This is a genomic window from Streptomyces sp. KMM 9044 (genome assembly GCF_024701375.2).
Taxonomy (GTDB): Bacteria; Actinomycetota; Actinomycetes; order Streptomycetales; family Streptomycetaceae; genus Streptomyces.
Window position 1 is genome coordinate 837,130 of record NZ_CP113910.1, and the last position, 17,851, is coordinate 854,980.

Sequence of the window (17,851 nt, forward strand, 5' to 3'; positions counted from 1 at the left end):
AGGCACGTATCCCGCTTCGGGACCGTTCGCCTCGCTCTGGACAAACCCACAGGAGGTCCCCGTGTCCCCTCTCAGAACACCCGCCTTCCGCACGACCGCCGCCGCACTGTTCAGTGTGCTGGCTCTGACGCTGTCCGCCTGCGGCTCATCCGACAGTGCGGACAAGCCGCAGGCGGAGGGCGAGGCGAAAAACAACCTGATGGCCATCATCACCCCCTCGCCGGACAACCCGTTCTTCAAGGCGGAGGGTGACGCCGCGCGGCAGAAGGCGGAAAGCCTGGGCTACCGGACTTCCGTTGCCTCGCACGGAGACGACCCGAACAAGCAGAGCGAGCTGATCGACGCGGCCATCTCCCGCAAGGCGGCTGCCATCATCCTCGACAACGCCGGTGCCGACGCTTCGATCGGGGCGGTACAGAAAGCGACGGATGCGGGCATTCCGGTGTTTCTGATCGACCGCGAGATCAACAAGACCGGTGTGGCCAAGGCGCAGATCGTCTCGAACAACTCGCAGGGTGCGCAGATCGCTGCCCAGGAGTTCGTGAAGGCGATGAAGGAGAAGGGCAACTACGTCGAACTCACCGGAAAGGAGTCCGACACCAATGCGGGCGTCCGGTCGAAGGGGTTCGCGGACGTCATCTCCCAGTACCCGGACATGAAGAGGGTGGCGCAGCAGACCGCCAACTGGGACCAGCAGGAGGCGTTCCGCAAGATGGAGACGATCATCCAGCGCAACCCCGACATCCAGGGTGTGATCGCTGGAAATGACACGATGGCGCTCGGGGTGGTCGCGGCACTGAAGTCCGCGCGCAAGTCCGATGTCGTCGTGGTGGGCTTCGACGGCAGCCCGGATGCCGTCGCCCAGATCAAGGCCGGGAACATGGCCGCCACCGCCCTCCAGCCGGCCGCTCTGGGAGCCGAGAGGGCGGTGGTCCAGGCCGACCAGTACATCAAGACCGGCAAGACCGGTCAGCCGGAGAAGCAATCGATCGACTGCGTGCTGGTGACGAAGGAGAATGCCGACCGGATCAAGAACTTCGCGGAGATCTCCTAGACCTCCGGCGGCGAGGGAGGCGGCGCGGTGCGGGGGCCCGCGCCGCCTCCCCCGCCGCCCGGATAAACTGCACGCTGATGACCGCGGTGCCGGACTGCCGCAGTTCGAGAAGACAAGGGAAATCCGTTGGTCCTCGCCTCGACCCCCAGCGCCGACCATCTGCGGCTGCTGGTGAAAGTGGCCCGGATGTACCACGAGCGGGGCATGCGCCAGCCGGAGATCGCGGCGCAGCTGAGCATGTCCCAGCCGCGGGTCTCGCGCCTGCTGAAGGAAGCGGTGGACCGTGACGTGGTCCGTACCGTCGTGATCTCACCCGACGGTGTCCACTCCGAGCTCGAGGACGCCCTGGTGGAGCAGTACGGGCTCCGGGACGCCGTCGTCGTCGACACCGACGGCGCGGGCACGGCCGTCATCCCCGCGCTGGCCGCGGCGACCGCCACCTACCTGGACGCCACGCTCAAGGGCGGGGATGTCATAGGCATCTCCTCGTGGAGCGCCACCCTGCTGGAATCCGTGAACGTCATGGGCGCGAAGACGACGCCGGTCGCCGAGGAGATCGTCCAGATCGTCGGCGGATCCGGGAGCCCCGAAGTGCAGCTGCACGCCACACGTCTCACCAGTCGGCTCGCGGAACTGACCGGGGCGCGGCCGGTGTTCGCGCCGTCGGCCGCGCTCGTGGGCAGCAGGGAACTGCGCGACCTGCTGTGGCAGGAGCCGGCGGTGGCGGCGGTGGTGAAGGCGTGGTCCCGGCTCACCGTGGCGCTGGTCGGTATCGGCGCGTTGGATCCCTCCCCGCTGCTGCGCCGTTCCGGCAACGCCATCGCACCCGAAGACCAGCGGCAGCTCGAGACGCTCGGCGCGGTCGGCGATGTCTGCACGCGCTTCTTCGACGCCGGGGGACGGCCCGTCAACGCCGACTTCGATGCCCGCATCATCGGCATCTCTCCCGAGCAGCTCCGTGAGGTGGACCGGCGCATCGGCGTCGCCGGGGGAGGGGAGAAGATCGCCGCGATCCGTGGTGCGGCGCTCGGCGGCTGGATCAATGTCCTGATCACCGACATGGAGGTCGCGCGCGCCTTGGTGAGTCGCGGCTGACCCGCCTCGTCGGCGCCGCGGCGGCATCGACGCGCCGGAAGAGCCCGCGGCGGAGCTCGTCCGCTGGGCAGTGCCCGGTGCCGGGACCGGTGACCAGCCGCTGTGGTCCACCGGCCGGCCCCGCCGCCCGGAGGGCCCTGTACTTCGGTGCCGCCCAGAGGGGTCACCCGGCTCCTCCCCCGCCCCCGGGCCGGGCGCGTGCGCGCCGGACGGCGTCGTGCCAGGCGGCGATGCGCGCGCGGTTGTCCCCCGGGTCACGCCGCGGGCTGTAAATGTCGCTCTCGCGGTACAGGCCGGCCGACTGTCCGGCCGTGAACAACCCGAGAGCGCGCCCGGCGAGGTGGGCCGCGCCGAGGGCCGACAGGTCACGGGCATGGGGGCGCCGTACGACCCGTTGGGAGGTGTCGGCCTGTATCTGCATAAGGGCCGCGTTGTCGGTCGGACCGCCGTCGGCCAGGATCGCCGAGACGGGACCGGTGACCTCCTCGACGGCTGCGATCACATCCTCGACCTGGAAGGCTACGGACTCCAGCGCCGCGCGGGCCAGCGCCGGAAGGTCCGTCCCGAAGGACAGGCCGCTGATGACGCCCTGCGCCTCGTTGTCCCACCAGGGCGCGGCCAGTCCGCCGAACGCGGGCACCACATGTGCTCCGCCGGCGTCCGGGGCGGCGAGCGCGGCGAGTTCGGACTCGGTGCGGCCGACCAGCCGGGCCAGCCAGCTCAGCGTGGCGCCGGAGGAGCGGATGTTGCCTTCCACGGCATAGGCGGGGCTGCCGTCGTCCCACGCGATGGTCAGACACAGCCGTCCGTCCTGCGCGGCCGTCGCCGGGTCGCCGACCAGTCCCATGATGGACGAGCCCGTGCCGTAGGTGGCCTTGACCTGACCCGGTGTGAACACCCCGTGTCCGAACAGGGCGGCGTGCGAGTCGCCGAGCACCGCGGTGACCGGTGTGCCGTCCGCTACGGGCGCGAAGCCACGCAGCGGCGGGAAGGGGCCGATGGAGGGGGTGACGGCCGGAAGCACCTGTGCGGGGACCCCGAACAGAGCGAGCAGGTCCGGATCCCACTGACGGCTGCGTACGTCGAGCAGCTGCGTGCGCGCCGCGTTGCCCACTTCGACGGTGTGCGCAGCGCCGCCCGTGAGCTGCCACAGCAGCCAGGAGTCGACCGTGCCCAGGCACAGTTCGCCGCGTCTGCCGCGCGACCGGTCGGGGTCGTACGCGTCCAGCAGCCACTGCGCCTTGAGGGCACTGAACATGGGGTCCAGCGGCAGCCCGGTCACGGCCCGGACCCGTGGCCCGGCGCCTTCGTCGAGCAGACGGCCGCACCGGTCGGCGGTACGGCGGTCCTGCCACCCCAGGAGCGGTCCGACCGGGGTCCCGGTGGCCCGCTCCCACATCATCACCGACTCACGCTGGGTACTGAGTCCGACGCCGGCGATCCGCCCCCTGGGGGCGCGTTCCACGCAGACGCGCACTGCCCCGCGCACACTGCGCCAGATGTCGGCCGGGGACTGCTCCACCCATCCGGGGCGGGGATGCGACGCCTGGACAGGGGCGGAAGCGGTGCCGACCACGGAACCCCCGGTGTCCAGGAGAAGGGCCTTCGTGGCGGAGGTTCCCTGGTCGATCGCCAGAAGCAGCCCGGTCTCGTGGGATTGCCCTTCCTTCATACGCCCGCGGACCCCAGTACGTCCACGACGGCCATGCGGATGCCGTCGGCGGTGAGACCGAAGTAGTCGAGGAGAAAGGCGGCGTCGCCGGTGGGTGCGAAGCCGTTGACGCCGAGCAACCGCAGGGGCACGGGGTGCCGTTGACCCACCACCGAAGCCACCGCCGCCCCCAGACCGCCGCTGAGGGTGGCTTCCTCCACCGTCACGATGCCGCGTGTCTCCCTCGCGGCGCGGAGTATGGCCTCCTCGTCGAGCGGATCGACGAACGGGCAGTTGATCACCCGGGTCGAGACCCCCTCGGCCCCCAGGGTGTCGGCGGCCTCCAGCGCCCTGGAGACCATCGTGCCGATCGCTACCACGGTGACGTCGCCGCCGTCGCGCAGGGTCACCGCGCGGCCCGGCTCGAAGGGCGCGTCCACCGGGAGGACGTCCGGGACCTTGAAGCGGGGGATGCGCACGTAGCAGGGGCCGTCCGAGGCATAGGCCCACCGTATCGCCGCCCGGGTCTGCTCACGGTCTGTCGGGACGATCACCGGAAGATCGGCGATCGCCCGCAGCCACGACAGGTCCTCCACGGAATGGTGGGTGGGGCCCAGTTCGCCGTAGGCCATGCCGGGGCTCTGGCCGCACAGGATCACCTTGTGCCCGCTGTAGGCGCAGTCGGCCTTGATCTGTTCCAGCGCGCGGCCGGTCAGGAAGGGCCCCGCCGCGGAGACGAACGGGATCAGGCCGCCGTTGGCGAGGCCCGCGCCGACGCCTACGAGATCCTGTTCGGCGATCCCCACGTTGATCAGCCGATCGGGGAACTCATCGCGGAAACCGACGAGGTTGCTGGAGCCGACCGAGTCGTTGCACACCACCACCACCCGCTCGTCCGCCCGTGCGAGGGCGATCAGCTCCTCGGCGAACACCTGGCGGCAGTCGTGGGTCGGCACGGCGACCGGCGCGGAGGTCTGTGTCACCGGGACAGCTCCGCGATCGCTGCGCGCATCTGCTCGGACGTGGGTACCTTGTGATGCCATTCCACCCGGTCCTCCATGAACGACACTCCCTTGCCCTTGACGGTGTTGGCCACCACGGCCACGGGCTTGCCCGTGACGGAGGGCCGCACGGCCTCCAGCAGCGCCGTGTGATCGTGGCCGTCGGTCACGCGGACTTCCCAGCCGAAGGCCGCCCACTTCGCATCGAGCGGGTCGAGGGTGACGGTCTCCTCCGTCCGGGCGCCCTGCTGCAGCCGGTTGCGGTCCACGATCGCGGTCAGCGAGGACAGTCCGTGGTGCCCGGCCGTCATGGCCGCTTCCCAGTTGCTGCCCTCCTGCATCTCGCCGTCCCCCAGCACCACCACCGTGCGGCTGGGGGAACCGCGCAGTCGCGCGGCGAGCGCGCAGCCCACCGCCACTGGAAAACCGTGCCCCAGCGGGCCGGTGTTGGTTTCCACGCCGGGAACCTTCCGCCGGTCCGGGTGGCCGTTGAGAGCGGAGAGGGGCGCCATGAAGGAGCGGAGCTCCGACTCGGGGAAGTAGCCGCACCAGGCCAGAGTCGAGTACAGGGCGGCGGCGCAGTGTCCCTTGCTCAGGATGAAACGGTCGCGGTCCGGCGCCTGCGGCTGTTCGGGGTCGACCTCCAGCACGGCGCCGAACAGGGTCACGAGGATGTCCGTGACGGACATGTCGCCCCCGACGTGGCCCAGTTGTGCCGTGTCGATCATGCGAAGGATGCTTCTGCGGATGTCGGCCGACACGGACTGCAGCGAACGGGCCACCTCGTCCTGTCCGCCGTCCCGAATGGCCTGCCGTGCAGCGCGGAACCGCGCCGCGGCGGAGGCGTCTGCCCTCAGCATTGAATATCCATTCAGCCTTGAATTGTTTCTGTGGGTGATGTTGGGTCACGACCCCACGGCTTGTCAAGGCACCACGCATATCCTTCTCATGCCTGTGTACGGTCATGTGCTCGACGTGCCACGTCCGCCCGGACCCGCCGCACGATCCCGGTGGCGCGAGTCGGCCACATATCCGGTCGACGATGAGGGGTTACTGACTCTTCGAAATGGGTGGGGGTGATCGTCGGCCGACGCGCCTCGGCCGCCCCACGGAGCGCCGCCCGACCAGGACGTTCGACGGGCAGTCGGCGCGTGCCGAGGTGCCGACGGCCGGCGGTACCCCCGTCAAGTTCGAGGACCCGGGTTACTGACCGATGTCGGGTTTCCGGCCGCGCAGGGGCTCACTCACGGCAGTCGGTGGCTCCCGCTGTCGCCGCCGCAGGCTGTGTCCGTGCAGGTGGTACCCCGGGGGGCCTCGTCCCACGAGGGCGTCCCACTGTCTGGTGCAGGGGATCTCTGGAGCCGGGCCGGAGACGAGCCTGCGAACTGCTCATCGCTGAAGAGAACACCCAGCTCATCCCGCATTCGGATCGCCGGCCTCCTCTTCGGGAAGGCCGCCCGCGCCACCCGCACCGTCCCCACTGGGACCTCATCAGGCACCGTCCGGCCGCATCGACACCCTCCCCATACGGCGACGTCGGCTCCCAAGACCACAACCAGGTCTTGGGAGCCGACGTCACGCGAAGGCCCGAACCGACCAACGGCGTCGTGTCCGGCGCCGGGCCGCGGAGTCAGCCGTCGTAGCAGATGTAGACCCTCGGAGCACCGCCCTCGTCGGGGATGTCATCCATATCGCCGGTGCGCACGCCCCTGCCGGTGGTCTCGCCCGTGCGGGGGTCGATCACACGGTACGCGCGGGGTACCTGAGTGCCCGTCAGGTCCCTGATGCCCAGACGGCCTCCGCGCTCGCAGTACGCGATGAACAGCACCCCGGGACTCAGCAGGCCGCGCGGGGACTTGGAGATCTCCCAGTCGGGGCGCATGTCCGTCGTGGGCAGGCCGTCGAGAATGCGGCCGACGAGTCCGACGTACCGTGAGCCTTCAAAATCCAGCGCCTCACGCCAGCCCGCCTCCTTGGCCAGGAAGTACGCGTGGTGCCCCGGTTCCCCGGAGTGCAGACGCCACTGCCACAGGCTTCCCGCGCCGTAGACCACACCCATGGTGCCTCCGGCACAGAGGTTGCTCCATGCCTCGTGGCCCTGCCACCAGCCCACCGCCTTGTCCGGTACGCCTCCACGCTCGTAGGTGGGCTCCCCGTTCGCCACGGCTTTGGCGGGCGTGTTGCGCCACATGTCCGTCAGCCGCTCGGGCACGTGCTCGCCGCGATGGCCGGTCTGGCACCACTGGAAGTCCAGCCAGTCCGCTTCCTGACAAGCCCGGTTACCGGAGAACGGCGCGTAGTGGATGCCGCAGGGCTGCCGGTACGCGTCCCACCGGCCGATCTCCGCGCCGCCGGCCGCGACCTGCGGCTCCTTGCCGGAGCCGTCCGCTCCGACCAGCCAGACCGCCGGCGAGGCACCGTAGCGGGCGACGAGGTAGCGGCAGTAGCGCGCGTACTCCCCGGGCGGGACGACCGCCCCGGAGTCGCCCCGTTGTCCCTTCCAGCCCCATCCCTGGAAGACGGGCTGGAAGACCGGCACCAGTTCGTGCTCCGCCAGGATGTTCGTCAGGCGGTCCAGAAACCGGAAGTACGCGGGGTTGAGCTCATTGAGGTGTCCCTCGGACAGGTCCTCGAACGCCACGTCGAAACCGTGGTCGGCGGTGCGGTCCCGTGGCCCCCGTGCGTCCCTGTCAGGCTGGACGCTCATCATCAGCACGGCGTTGAAACCCTTGGCCTGCCGGTCGGCGGCGTAGACACGGACAGCCTCCTCGGTGGCCCGCCAGGGCAGCGCCCACGCGGTGTCGCCCACCAGGACGGCGGGGGTTCCGTCGGCGTGGACGAGACTGCGGCCCTGCGGCGACATCCGCCAGAAACCGTGCCGGTGAAAACGGTTGCCGACAGCAGAGTGGTCGGCGACGGTCAGCTCTCCCCGCTGCCCGTCGAGTCCGGGATCGGCCGGGTCGGCGACGCTGCGCCAGGTCCAGCGGCCGCCCGCGAACGGTGCGGCGAACCGGAACCGCCAGGTGGACCCCCCGTCCCAGAAGCCGGGGCGGCGTACCACCACCCCTGAGTCATGGGTGAACTCGGCCCACACCTCCACATCCGTGTAGGGACGGGCGTACTGCCGCTGCGCGGCCAGGGTGATCTCCACCGGCGTCCAGGCGTGGACCCGCTCACCACGTGAGCCCTCTTGTGTCTCCGTCATCTGCCGTGCTCCTGTCGTCCGGGCGGTGGTGCCCTTGAGACGGGGCTTCGGGCCCGTCGGCCGAACCGTACCTTGCACGCAGTGTCATGCCCGAGGGCCCGGCCGTCCAGATCCCTCGGAAGACACGGGATGGACGGGTGCGCGGCAAGTGTGGCGTCGGTACCTCGATTTGACCTTGCGGGTGCTCACGCGGGGGCGGCGGGACGGCAGGAGTGCGGCCAGGACGCGGCGTCCGATGGTGCCGACCGGGCCGGTGGCGTCCACGATGATGCCGGCGGCCTGGATTACCTGGTCACGGGCGGTCTGGAGGGCGATGGCGAAGCCGCAGCGGTCCGGGTCGGTGCCGGGGCGGGACTCGGCGGCATCGACCATCGCTGTGCGCAGGAGTTGGCAGAGCGTCAGCAGCGACCACCTCTCCTGCTCGACGCCGGCGCGATCGCCCGAGCGCAGCACCCGCCCGTCCATGGTCGTGTGGCGGGGTGGGCAGTATGCCGATTCGTGCTCCCACCGCTGGTGATACAGGCTGACCAGGGCGGCAGCCGGATAGCGGCGAGTGTCACTCGGCGTAGTGGTCAGCCGGTGGGCGGCGGTGAGTACCGTGTGGTCGGCGCAGGTCACGGTGATCTGCGCGTCGATGATCCGTGCCGGGTTGGTGCCGATCATCGGCAGGTAGGAGCCATCGGTCAGGCGGACGAGAACGGGGTGCGCCGGTGGCGGTCGCCTGGGGGAGGAAGTCGTTGCCGTCGAAGCCCTTGTCCCACAAGGCCGGCGTGTCTGGCGTCGGCGGGTGCAGCGGGCGCCGGGCATGGCCTGTCTCGCCCTCGCTGGTGGGGCCGAAGACTGCGCCGGTCAGAGCCCTGGTTCCGGTCTCGACCGGCGTCATCAGCTCCACAAGGGGGTATCCGCCCTGGCCCGGAGAGCCGGGCCAGGCTCGGTTGCGGTCGGTGTCCGGGACCCTGCTCGAGCTGCGGCCGGCCGTCGAAGGAGACCGTGCGATACCCGCCGAACCGCACCCCGGGCGTCCTCGGCTGAGCCAACGGCCCCGACAACCCCTCACCCAGCCCGCGCATGGGCGCGCTGCCGACCCCGCGCCGCAGATCACACAGGGCCTTCGCGGTCGGCTCGGCGACCGGCACGCCGACCAGCCCCGCCGTCAGCTTCTGCCACACCAGCCGATAGCCGATCTCCGGGAACAGGCACATCGCCCACAGGAAGTACACACCGCCCCGTGAAGGCAGGTCTCGCAACCGACGCTGCACGGTGCGGGTTTCCTCGAGGACCGCGTCGACGAGTTCGAACGGCACGACCCGGGTCGGCCCACCGAGATGACCCGGAACAGTATGGCCCCGCCGGTCGCCGTGAACACGCGGGAGACGGTCCTCAGACCAGGCGGCAGGGCACAACGACGTACCGGCGACGGAACTCCACAGGCAGCAGACAGTCCTGGCGGACTACCTGCTTCAACAAGGCTCCGTCGCTCACGTTCCCGTCTGGTGCCCGAGTCACGTCAAGTGGCCTGCCACCAGAGCGAATCCGTCACCTACCCGGCCCTGGGACAAGGCCCGCGCTCGATCCGCGTTCTCGTGCTGCGTCTGGCGCGGGAGAATCCCGGCCGGGGCTACCGGCGCAGTCCAAGGCGAGCTGCTGGTCCTGCGTGTACTGCTTCGCACGCAAGACGCACAGCTATCCGGACCTCGACACGGGCGCCGGCTTCGACAGCCAGATGGTGGTCAAGGTGAACGCGCCCGAGGTGCTGCGCCGTCAGCTCGCCGCCCGGCGCCGGCAGGGCGTGCCCATAGCGATCGGCACGAACGTCGACTGCTGCCAGCGCGCGGAGGGCCGCTGCCGGCTGATGCCGGGCATCCTCCCTCTCCGCGCTGCGCGACCACGCAAACCCCCTCTCGATCCTCACCAGGGGCACGCTGCTCCTGCGCGACCTGGAGCTGCTGTGGCAGGCGTCCCGGGTCACCGGCGTCGGCATCTCGGTCTCCGCCGGTTTCACCGACACCGGGCTGTGGCGCACCGTGGAGCCGGGCACACCGGCCCCGGAGCGCCGGCTGGGGGTGGTGCGGACGCTCGCCACGCACGGGATCGGCTGCGGAGTGCTGATGGCAGCGGTGATCCCGTTCCTGCGCGACCGGCCGGCACAGGTGCGGGCCACCGTGCGGGCGACCGCCGCAGCGGGCGCCACCTCCGCCACGCCGCTGGTGCTGCACCTGCGGCCGGGGCCCGTGAGTGGTTCACGGCCTGGCTCGGGCAGCGCCGTCCGTACCTCGTGAGCCGGTACAAGCGGCTGTACGCGGAGGCTGCCTACGCCCCGAAGTGGTACCACCGCCGGATCACCCGTCAGGTACACGACCCGGCGCGCGAGTACGGCATCGGCCCCACCCGCGCGGAGGTGGTGCCCCACCGCCTGGGCCCGCCGATCCGGCCGAGCCCTCCGAACCCGCGGGGGCCGCCGCGGGTCCGGTGCCCGGTGCGGCCCAGCTCTTACTTCTTCAGAAGCATTCGAGGGCATCCGACGCCCCGATCGGGTCAAGAGCCGGCAGAACGCGTTCATCCGGCGACTCATTCCGGGACGATGCCGCGTGGACCGTGAGCCCGCGGTTCACCGACCTCCGTCCTGGGAGGACCCATGAGGAAACGCGCAGCAGTACTGTGCAGTGCCGCCGTCATGGCCGGGAGCCTGACGGCCCTGCCCGCCGAGGCGACCGCACCGAGTGGTGCCGGCACCTTCCGCGCGGCGAAGCCCGCGTGGAAGCACTGCGGCACCAAGGACTATCCGACGCTGCAGTGCGCGTCCGTCGAAGTGCCGCTCGACCACGCCCGCCCCGAGGGGCGGAGAATCACCCTCGCGCTGTCCCGCGTGCCCCACACCGCGAAGGAGTACCAGGGCCCCCTGCTGGTCAACCCGGGCGGCCCCGGTGGCAGCGGGCTGGCGCTCGCCGGGTTCGTCGCGGCCTCGCTGCCGAAGGAGGTGGCAGCCCAGTACGACGTGATCGGCTTCGACCCGCGCGGGGTGGGCGCGAGCAGGCCGGCCCTCGACTGCCGGCCGGGCTTCTTCGACCCGGTACGGCCGAACCCGGTGCCGAGCACCCCCACGGTGGAGCGGGCCAATCTCGAGCGGGTGAAGTCGTTCGCGGACGCCTGCGGCAAGAAGTACGGGGATCTCCTGCCGTACGTGAACACGACCAGCACGGTGCGCGACATGGACGTGATCCGGCAGGCGCTGGGCGCCGGGGAGATCAATTACTTCGGCTACTCCTACGGCACGTACCTGGGCGCCGTGTACGCCAAGCTGTTCCCGCAGCGGGTGCGGCGCCTGGTCCTCGACTCGGTCGTCGACCCCACCGAGGTCTGGTACGAGGCCAACCTGAGCCAGGACCACGCCTTCAACGACCGCCACCGCGCCCTGATGGCCTGGATCGCCGAGCACGACAGCACCTACCGGCTGGGCACCGATCCGGAGAAGATCGAGGCCCGCTGGTACGCGATGCGCGCGGCCCTGGCGAAGGAGCCGGCCGGCGGCAGGGTGGGCGCGGCCGAACTGGAGGACACCTTCGTCCCGGGCGGCTACTACAACGGCTACTGGCCCTACCTGGCGGAGGCGTTCGCGGCGTACGTGAACGAGGGCGACTTCGGCCCCCTGGTCGGGACGTACGAGAGCTTCGGCGCGGTCGACGCCGCCGGCGACAACGGCTACAGCGTCTACACGGCGGTCGAGTGCCGGGACGTGTCCTGGCCGCGGGACTGGCGGCAGTGGCGCAAGGACCACTGGGAGGCGTACGAGCAGGCACCGTTCATGACATGGAACAACGCCTGGTACAACGCGGCGTGCGCGTTCTGGCCGACCGGGTCGCAGCGGCCGGTGAACATCGTCAACACGAAGCTCCCGCCGGCGCTGCTCTTCCAGGCCACCGACGACGCGGCCACCCCGTACCAGGGCGGCGTGACGGTCCATCATCTGCTGGCCGGCTCCAGCCTGGTGGTGGAGCAGGACGGCGGTAACCACGGCATCACGCTGAGCGGCAACGCCTGCCTGGACAAGCACCTCACGGCCTACCTGACCGACGGCACCGTGCCGCGCGGCCGCGGCGAGGCCGACGCGGTCTGCGAGCCCCCGCCCGACCCGACCCCGCGCACGTCGAAGGCGGCGTCCACCACATCCCGCGGCTCGACCCTGCACGGCCTGCTCGGCTTCCGAAACTGAGCAGAGGCGTTCGTCGGGGACGGGAGCCGGGGCGGGGCACGTGCCACGCCGCAGGATCCCTGGTCCGCCAGAAACCCCCTAACGCTGTCCGGGAATCCGTGGCGGATCCGGCGCCTGCCGCTGCCCCGGGATCCGCGCCAGGGCGTGGACCGCCGCCTCGGCCAGGGCGGGACGGGCGAGGGCGTCGGTCAGGACGGGTGCGGCGCGGGCGTCGCCGAGTTCGCCCAGTCCGTCCACGCAGGCGAGGGCGACCCTGCGGTACGGGTCGTGCGGGCGCAGCCGCCGCCGCAGCGTGGTGATCAGGGCGGGCACCGCCTCCGGGGCGCGCAGTGCGACGAGCAGACGTACGGGGTGCAGGGCATAGGCGACGCGGAGTTCGTTGGTGGCGAGGGCGGCGGCGGCGCGGGCGGTGCGCGGGTCGCCGAGGCGGGTCAGGGCGTGGGCGGCGGCGGCGCAGCGCGGGGGGTCCCGGTGGTTGAGGAGGAGGACGAGGGACTCGAAGGCCCGCCGGTCTCCCGCGAGCCCGAGGCGGAAGGCGGCCAGTTCCCTGGCCCACAGCGGCTGCCCGGGTTCGGTGAGTACAGCGGCCAGGGCATCGGGGTCCTCGGTCGCCAGAAGCCGGTCGAGGGCCGCCGGTCCGGCCGCTGTGGCCGCCTCGCCCCGTAAGCGCTCCGTGAGCGACCGCAACTCTTCGTCCATGTTCCGAGGTTAGACGGCTCACCCGCATCTCGGGACGTACATCACAAACACCAGGGGCTGGCGCGCTCGTTACCGGCGAGTTAAGCTCAATCGAGCGAGTTACCCACTCGCGTTCCCGCTGTTCGTTTCTCCTCACGGTGGTTTGGTGACGCAGCCACGGTGAGTGCAGTCGGTTCGGTACTCGTGTACCGCAGTACGGCTCGGCCTCGGGACAGGGCCGGCCGGAACCGCCGTTCCCGGGCGTGTGCACGCCCGTCGTGACGGCACCGGGCGTGTGCGCTCGCGGCCCGGCATCACCCGCACTCCGTACGCACGCTCCCGGTACGCCCTTCGGCGCACCGGGGCGCGTTCTCCGTCGTCACCCTCATTCCTGGAGTCCCTCGATGGCCACTCCCCTGTCCCCCCAGTCCGGCACTCCCGTGCCCCCGCTCCGGACCGTCGCCGTGGTCGGCCTCGGCACGATGGGCACCGGCATCGCCGAGGTCCTCGCCAAGGCCGGCCGCGAGGTGGTCGGCATCGACATCAGTGCGGCCCGGGCCGCGCGGTGCGTCGCCGCCCTGGAGTCCTCGACGGCCCGCGCCGTGGGGCGCGGCCGGCTCACCACGGAGCAGCGAACGGAACTGCTGGCCCGCGTGACCACCTCCACCGACGTCGCGGCGGCAGCCGGCGCCGATCTGGTGATCGAGGTGGTGCCGGAGTCGTACGAGGCCAAGCAGCAGGTCTTCCGGGAACTCGACGCCGTGGTGCGGCCGGAGACGATCCTGGCGACCGGCACCAACGCCCTGTCGGTCACCCGCCTCGCCGCCGACTCGGCCCGCCCCGAGCGCGTGCTGGGTCTGCACTTCTTCAATCCGGCCCCCGCGATGAAGCTGGTGGAGGTCGTCTCCTCGGTGCTGACCTCGCCGGCGGCGGTCACCGCGGTCACCGATCTGGCCCTGGACCTGGGCAAGGAGCCGGTCGCGGTCGGCGACCGGCCCGGATTCGTCGCCGACGGACTGCTGTTCGGCTATCTCAACCAGGCCGCCGCGATGTACGAGTCGAACTACGCGTCCCGCGAGGACATCGACGCCGCGATGCGGCTGGGCTGCGGCCTGCCGATGGGACCGCTGGCGCTGCTCGACCTGATCGGCGTCGACACCGCGTGCACGGTCCTGGAGGCCATGTACACGGAGTCCCGCGACCGCCTGCACGCGCCGGCCCCGGTCCTCGGGCAGCTGAGCGGGGCGGGTCTGACGGGGCGCAAGGCGGGGCGCGGCTTCTACACGTACGAGGAGCCGGGCAGCGCCGCCGTCGTGCGGGACGCACTGACCCCGCCGGAGGGCGGCCGGCCCACCGAGGGCCGGCCGGTCCGTTCGGTGGGTGTGGCCGGCTCGGGCACCATGGCCTCGGGGATCGCCGAGGTGTTCGCCACGGCCGGCTACCACGTGGTTCTCGCCGCACGCAGCGCGGAGAAGGCACAGGGTGCCAAGGCCCGGATCGGGAAGTCGCTGACGCGCTCCGTCGACAAGGGGCGGATGACCGCCGAGGCCGCCGCACAGGCTCTGGAGCGGGTCCGGCCGACGGGCTCCTACGACGACTTCGCCGACGTGGACCTGGCCGTCGAGGCGGTCGCCGAGGACCTGGAGGTCAAGCGGCAGCTGTTCGGGACGCTGGACAAGGTGTGCAAGCCGGGGGCGGTGCTCGCCACCACCACCTCCTCGCTGCCCGTGATCGCCTGCGCCCGCGCGACCTCGCGTCCGCAGGACGTGATCGGCATGCACTTCTTCAACCCGGCGCCGGCCATGAAGCTGGTCGAGGTGGTCCGCACGGTGCTGACCGGGGGCGACGTCCACGCGACGGTGCGCGAGGTCTGCCACGCGATCCGCAAGCACGCCGTGGACTGCGGCGACCGGGCGGGATTCATCGTCAACGCGCTGCTGTTCCCGTACCTCAACAACGCGGTCAAGATGGTGCAGGAGCACTACGCCGGCATCGACGACATCGACGCCGCGATGAAGCTGGGCGGCGGTTATCCGATGGGCCCGTTCGAGCTGCTGGACGTGGTCGGGCTGGATGTCTCGCTCGCGATCGAGAAGGTGCTGCACCGCGAGTTCCGCGACCCGGGGCTGGCCCCGGCACCGCTGCTGGAGCATCTGGTGGCCGCGGGCTGCCTCGGCCGCAAGACCGGCCGCGGCTTCCGCGAATATGCCAAGCGCTGATCCCCCGCACCGCCTGGACGACTGGTACCGCGGCGACGGCCAGTGGGGCGGGCTGCTGGAACCCGGCCGGTTCCCGCCGCCCGCGGGCCGCACCGCTCCCCCGCCCTCCGGGGGCGGGGGAGTTCCCGGCCGGGCGCGTCGAGCTGCGCGCATGCAGTACGTTCGGGGCATGTCCCAGCCCGCCAGGTCCTCCCGTACACCCGCCACGACCGAGCCGCCGGAACGCGCCGCAGGCACGCGCGCCGCCGCCCAACGGCTGAAGATGCGCCGGGAACTGGCGGCCGCGGCGATGGAGCTGTTCGCGACCAAGGGGTACGAGGCCACCACCGTCGACGAGATCGCGGCCGCGGCCGGAGTCGCCCGGCGTACCTTCTTCCGCCACTTCCGCTCCAAGGAAGAGGCGATCTTCCCGGACCACGACGACACCCTGGTGCGCGCCGAGGCAGTGCTCCACGCGGCGCCGGCGCACGAGCATCCGCTCGACACGGTGTGCCGCGGCATCAAGGAGGTCATGCGGATGTACGCGGCGCGGCCGGAGATCTCGGTCGCCCGCTACCGGCTGACCCGCGAGGTGCCCACCCTGCGCGAGGCGGAGATCGCGTCGGTGGCCCGCTACGAGCGTCTCTTCACCCGGTACCTGCTCGGCCACTTCGACGAGCACGCGCACGACGAGGACGCGGGCGACGATCCGCTGCTGGCGGAGGTCGCCGCGTCCGCCGTGGTCACCGCGCACAACCACGTGCTGCGGCGCTGGCTCAGGGCGGACGGCCGGGGCGATGTGGAGGCGGAGCTCGACCACGCCTTCTCGATCGTCCGCAAGACCTTCGGGGGCGGGATCGTGGCGGGACGCCGCACGGTGCCGCCGAGGCCGGCCTCGGCGGTGTCCACCCAGGGCGAGGTGCTGGTGACGGTCGCCCGCACCGACGCCCCTCTGGACGAGGTGATGCGCACCATCGAGCGGGCTCTGAAGGAGCGCTGAGCACGCCCTCCCCGTTGCGACGACGGCCGCCCCACGGGGTGGCCGTTTCGCCGTGTCAGGACCTCTTTTCGCGCCCTCTGCGGATGCCGTTCGATCGATCATCGCTCATTTGTTACGTAAAGATTTCATCTGAGATGAATTCATGGCACCCAGTGCCTTGCACGCTGTCACGGCGTGCCATACGTTGAAGGAGTCCGGGCGGCCGGCGCGCAGAGACCCTTCGTGCGCCGGCTGTCCCAGCAAGCCGGAAGGCCTGCCCGCCCGGACGCCTGCGTCACAGGCACCCTCCCGCGCCACCAAGCGCTGCCGAAGCACCACCGCCGAACCGACGGCATCCCCTCAAACCCTCAGCAGCAACGACGTAACCCTCAGCGCCCCTCCCTCAGGGCGCTCACCGCCGGAGGCAACACCGTGACCGTCAAGGACATCCTGGCCGCGATCCAGTCATCCGACTCCACGTCGGAGGACTTCGCCGCCCTGCCGCTGCCCGAGTCGTACCGTGCGATGACCGTGCACAAGGACGAGACGGAGATGTTCTCCGGGCTCGCCACCCGCGACAAGGACCCGCGCAAGTCACTCCACCTCGACGACGTGCCCGTGCCCGAACTCGGCCCGGGTGAGGCCCTGGTGGCCGTGATGGCCTCCTCGGTCAACTACAACTCGGTGTGGACGTCGATCTTCGAGCCGATGTCGACCTTCGGTTTCCTGGAGCGCTACGGCAAGCTCAGCGAGCTCACCCGGCGCCACGACCTGCCGTACCACGTCATCGGCTCCGACCTCGCGGGCGTGGTGCTGCGCACCGGCCCCGGCGTCAACGCCTGGCGCCCCGGCGACGAGGTCGTCGCCCACTGCCTCTCCGTCGAGCTGGAGTCCAGCGACGGCCACAACGACACGATGCTCGACCCGGAGCAGCGGATCTGGGGCTTCGAGACCAACTTCGGCGGCCTGGCGGAGATCGCGCTGGTGAAGTCCAACCAGCTGATGCCGAAGCCGGACCACCTGAGCTGGGAGGAGGCCGCCGCCCCCGGACTGGTCAACTCCACCGCCTACCGGCAGCTGGTCTCCCGCAACGGTGCCGGCATGAAGCAGGGCGACAACGTGCTCATCTGGGGTGCGAGCGGCGGGCTCGGCTCCTACGCCACCCAGTTCGCGCTGGCCGGCGGCGCCAATCCGGTCTGCGTCGTCTCCAGCGAGCAGAAGGCGGACATCTGCCGGTCGATGGGCGCCGAGGCGGTCATCGACCGCACCGCCGAGGGCTACAGGTTCTGGAAGGACGAGCACACCCAGGACCCGCGCGAGTGGAAGCGCTTCGGCAAGCGCATCCGCGAACTCACCGGCGGCGAGGACGTCGACATCGTCTTCGAACACCCGGGCCGCGAGACCTTCGGCGCCTCGGTGTACGTCACCCGCAAGGGCGGCACCATCGTCACCTGCGCCTCCACCTCGGGCTACCACCACGAGTACGACAACCGCTACCTGTGGATGTCCCTGAAGAAGATCGTCGGCTCGCACTTCGCCAACTACCGCGAGGCCTGGGAGGCCAACCGCCTCGTCGCCAAGGGCAAGATCCACCCCACCCTGTCGAAGGTGTACTCCCTCGAGGACACCGGCCAGGCCGCCTACGACGTGCACCGCAACCTCCACCAGGGCAAGGTCGGCGTGCTGTGCCTGGCCCCCGAGGAGGGCCTGGGCGTCCGCGACCACGTCAAGCGCGTGCGGCACGTGGACGCCATCAACCGCTTCCGGAACATCTGAGGGA

13 protein-coding genes and 2 pseudogenes are annotated in these 17,851 nt (G+C 71.0%); 7 read left to right on the forward strand and 8 right to left on the reverse strand.

Annotated elements, in window-relative coordinates; genetic code table 11:
• Positions 1-61: 61 nt before the first annotated feature.
• Positions 62-1,054 (forward strand): D-ribose ABC transporter substrate-binding protein, encoded by a 993-nt coding sequence (locus HUV60_RS03810; protein ID WP_257852281.1) that lies wholly within the window; start codon positions 62-64, stop codon positions 1,052-1,054.
• Positions 1,055-1,180: 126 nt separating this feature from the next.
• Entirely contained in the window at positions 1,181-2,149 is a 969-nt protein-coding gene (locus HUV60_RS03815) for a sugar-binding transcriptional regulator (RefSeq protein ID WP_257852280.1), read from the forward strand.
• A 163-nt stretch (positions 2,150-2,312) separates the two neighbouring features.
• On the opposite strand, the gene HUV60_RS03820 is transcribed toward HUV60_RS03815, so the two are convergent.
• From HUV60_RS03820 to HUV60_RS33795, 7 genes and pseudogenes are all read right to left on the reverse strand, one after another.
• On the reverse strand, positions 2,313-3,821 hold the full coding sequence (locus HUV60_RS03820; RefSeq protein WP_257852279.1) for an FGGY-family carbohydrate kinase: 1,509 nt from the start codon (positions 3,819-3,821) through the stop codon (positions 2,313-2,315).
• Positions 3,818-4,783 carry a transketolase family protein gene (locus HUV60_RS03825; RefSeq protein ID WP_257852278.1) on the reverse strand — a complete coding sequence of 322 codons (966 nt, stop codon included), beginning with the start codon at positions 4,781-4,783 and terminating at the stop codon, positions 3,818-3,820. Before HUV60_RS03825 ends, HUV60_RS03820 begins: the two co-directional genes overlap by 4 nt.
• Entirely contained in the window at positions 4,780-5,661 is an 882-nt protein-coding gene (locus HUV60_RS03830; RefSeq protein ID WP_257852277.1) for a transketolase, read from the reverse strand. The genes HUV60_RS03825 and HUV60_RS03830 overlap by 4 nt, the downstream gene beginning before the upstream one ends.
• 450 nt (positions 5,662-6,111) lie before the next feature.
• Positions 6,112-6,319: pseudogene (locus HUV60_RS33790) on the reverse strand (hypothetical protein); the annotation flags it as partial.
• A gap of 112 nt (positions 6,320-6,431) precedes the next feature.
• Positions 6,432-8,006 (reverse strand): apiosidase-like domain-containing protein, encoded by a 1,575-nt coding sequence (locus HUV60_RS03835; RefSeq protein WP_257852276.1) that lies wholly within the window; start codon positions 8,004-8,006, stop codon positions 6,432-6,434.
• 84 nt (positions 8,007-8,090) lie between these two features.
• On the reverse strand, positions 8,091-8,669 hold the full coding sequence (locus HUV60_RS03840; RefSeq protein ID WP_257852275.1) for a hypothetical protein: 579 nt from the start codon (positions 8,667-8,669) through the stop codon (positions 8,091-8,093).
• A 20-nt stretch (positions 8,670-8,689) separates the two neighbouring features.
• Entirely contained in the window at positions 8,690-9,409 is a 720-nt protein-coding gene (locus HUV60_RS33795) for a transposase domain-containing protein (protein WP_443047211.1), read from the reverse strand.
• 245 nt (positions 9,410-9,654) lie between these two features.
• Here HUV60_RS33795 and HUV60_RS03845 point away from each other — a divergent pair.
• Positions 9,655-10,467: pseudogene (locus HUV60_RS03845) on the forward strand (Rv2578c family radical SAM protein); the annotation flags it as partial.
• A gap of 174 nt (positions 10,468-10,641) precedes the next feature.
• Complete coding sequence (locus HUV60_RS03850; RefSeq protein WP_257852274.1) at positions 10,642-12,216, forward strand: alpha/beta hydrolase; 1,575 nt, start codon at positions 10,642-10,644, stop codon at positions 12,214-12,216.
• A 78-nt stretch (positions 12,217-12,294) separates the two neighbouring features.
• Here HUV60_RS03850 and HUV60_RS03855 read toward each other — a convergent pair whose 3' ends face one another.
• Positions 12,295-12,915 carry an adenylosuccinate lyase gene (locus HUV60_RS03855; RefSeq protein WP_257852273.1) on the reverse strand — a complete coding sequence of 207 codons (621 nt, stop codon included), beginning with the start codon at positions 12,913-12,915 and terminating at the stop codon, positions 12,295-12,297.
• Between the two features lie 383 nt (positions 12,916-13,298).
• Here HUV60_RS03855 and HUV60_RS03860 point away from each other — a divergent pair, with 383 nt between their 5' ends.
• The 3 genes from HUV60_RS03860 (at position 13,299) to ccrA (ending at position 17,847) form a co-directional block, all read left to right on the forward strand.
• Positions 13,299-15,113: a 3-hydroxyacyl-CoA dehydrogenase family protein gene (locus HUV60_RS03860; RefSeq protein WP_257852272.1), complete on the forward strand. Its 1,815-nt coding sequence runs from the start codon at positions 13,299-13,301 to the stop codon at positions 15,111-15,113.
• Between the two features lie 169 nt (positions 15,114-15,282).
• Entirely contained in the window at positions 15,283-16,092 is an 810-nt protein-coding gene (locus HUV60_RS03865) for a TetR family transcriptional regulator (protein WP_257852271.1), read from the forward strand.
• Between the two features lie 411 nt (positions 16,093-16,503).
• Positions 16,504-17,847, forward strand: coding sequence for a crotonyl-CoA carboxylase/reductase (ccrA, locus tag HUV60_RS03870; RefSeq protein WP_257852269.1), 1,344 nt, complete (start codon positions 16,504-16,506; stop codon positions 17,845-17,847).
• The last annotated feature ends 4 nt before the right edge of the window (positions 17,848-17,851 follow it).

What these genes read in the sequence shown, in the direction of transcription:
- HUV60_RS03830 (WP_257852277.1), bottom strand. Translation starts at nt 5,661, where the DNA reads ATGCTGAGGGCAGACGCCTCCGCCGCGGCGCGGTTCCGCGCTGCACGG.
- HUV60_RS03860 (WP_257852272.1), top strand. Translation starts at nt 13,299, where the DNA reads ATGGCCACTCCCCTGTCCCCCCAGTCCGGCACTCCCGTGCCCCCGCTC.
- HUV60_RS03855 (WP_257852273.1), bottom strand. Translation starts at nt 12,915, where the DNA reads ATGGACGAAGAGTTGCGGTCGCTCACGGAGCGCTTACGGGGCGAGGCG.
- HUV60_RS03865 (WP_257852271.1), top strand. Translation starts at nt 15,283, where the DNA reads ATGTCCCAGCCCGCCAGGTCCTCCCGTACACCCGCCACGACCGAGCCG.
- HUV60_RS03840 (WP_257852275.1), bottom strand. Translation starts at nt 8,669, where the DNA reads ATGATCGGCACCAACCCGGCACGGATCATCGACGCGCAGATCACCGTG.
- HUV60_RS03820 (WP_257852279.1), bottom strand. Translation starts at nt 3,821, where the DNA reads ATGAAGGAAGGGCAATCCCACGAGACCGGGCTGCTTCTGGCGATCGAC.
- HUV60_RS03850 (WP_257852274.1), top strand. Translation starts at nt 10,642, where the DNA reads ATGAGGAAACGCGCAGCAGTACTGTGCAGTGCCGCCGTCATGGCCGGG.
- HUV60_RS03835 (WP_257852276.1), bottom strand. Translation starts at nt 8,006, where the DNA reads ATGACGGAGACACAAGAGGGCTCACGTGGTGAGCGGGTCCACGCCTGG.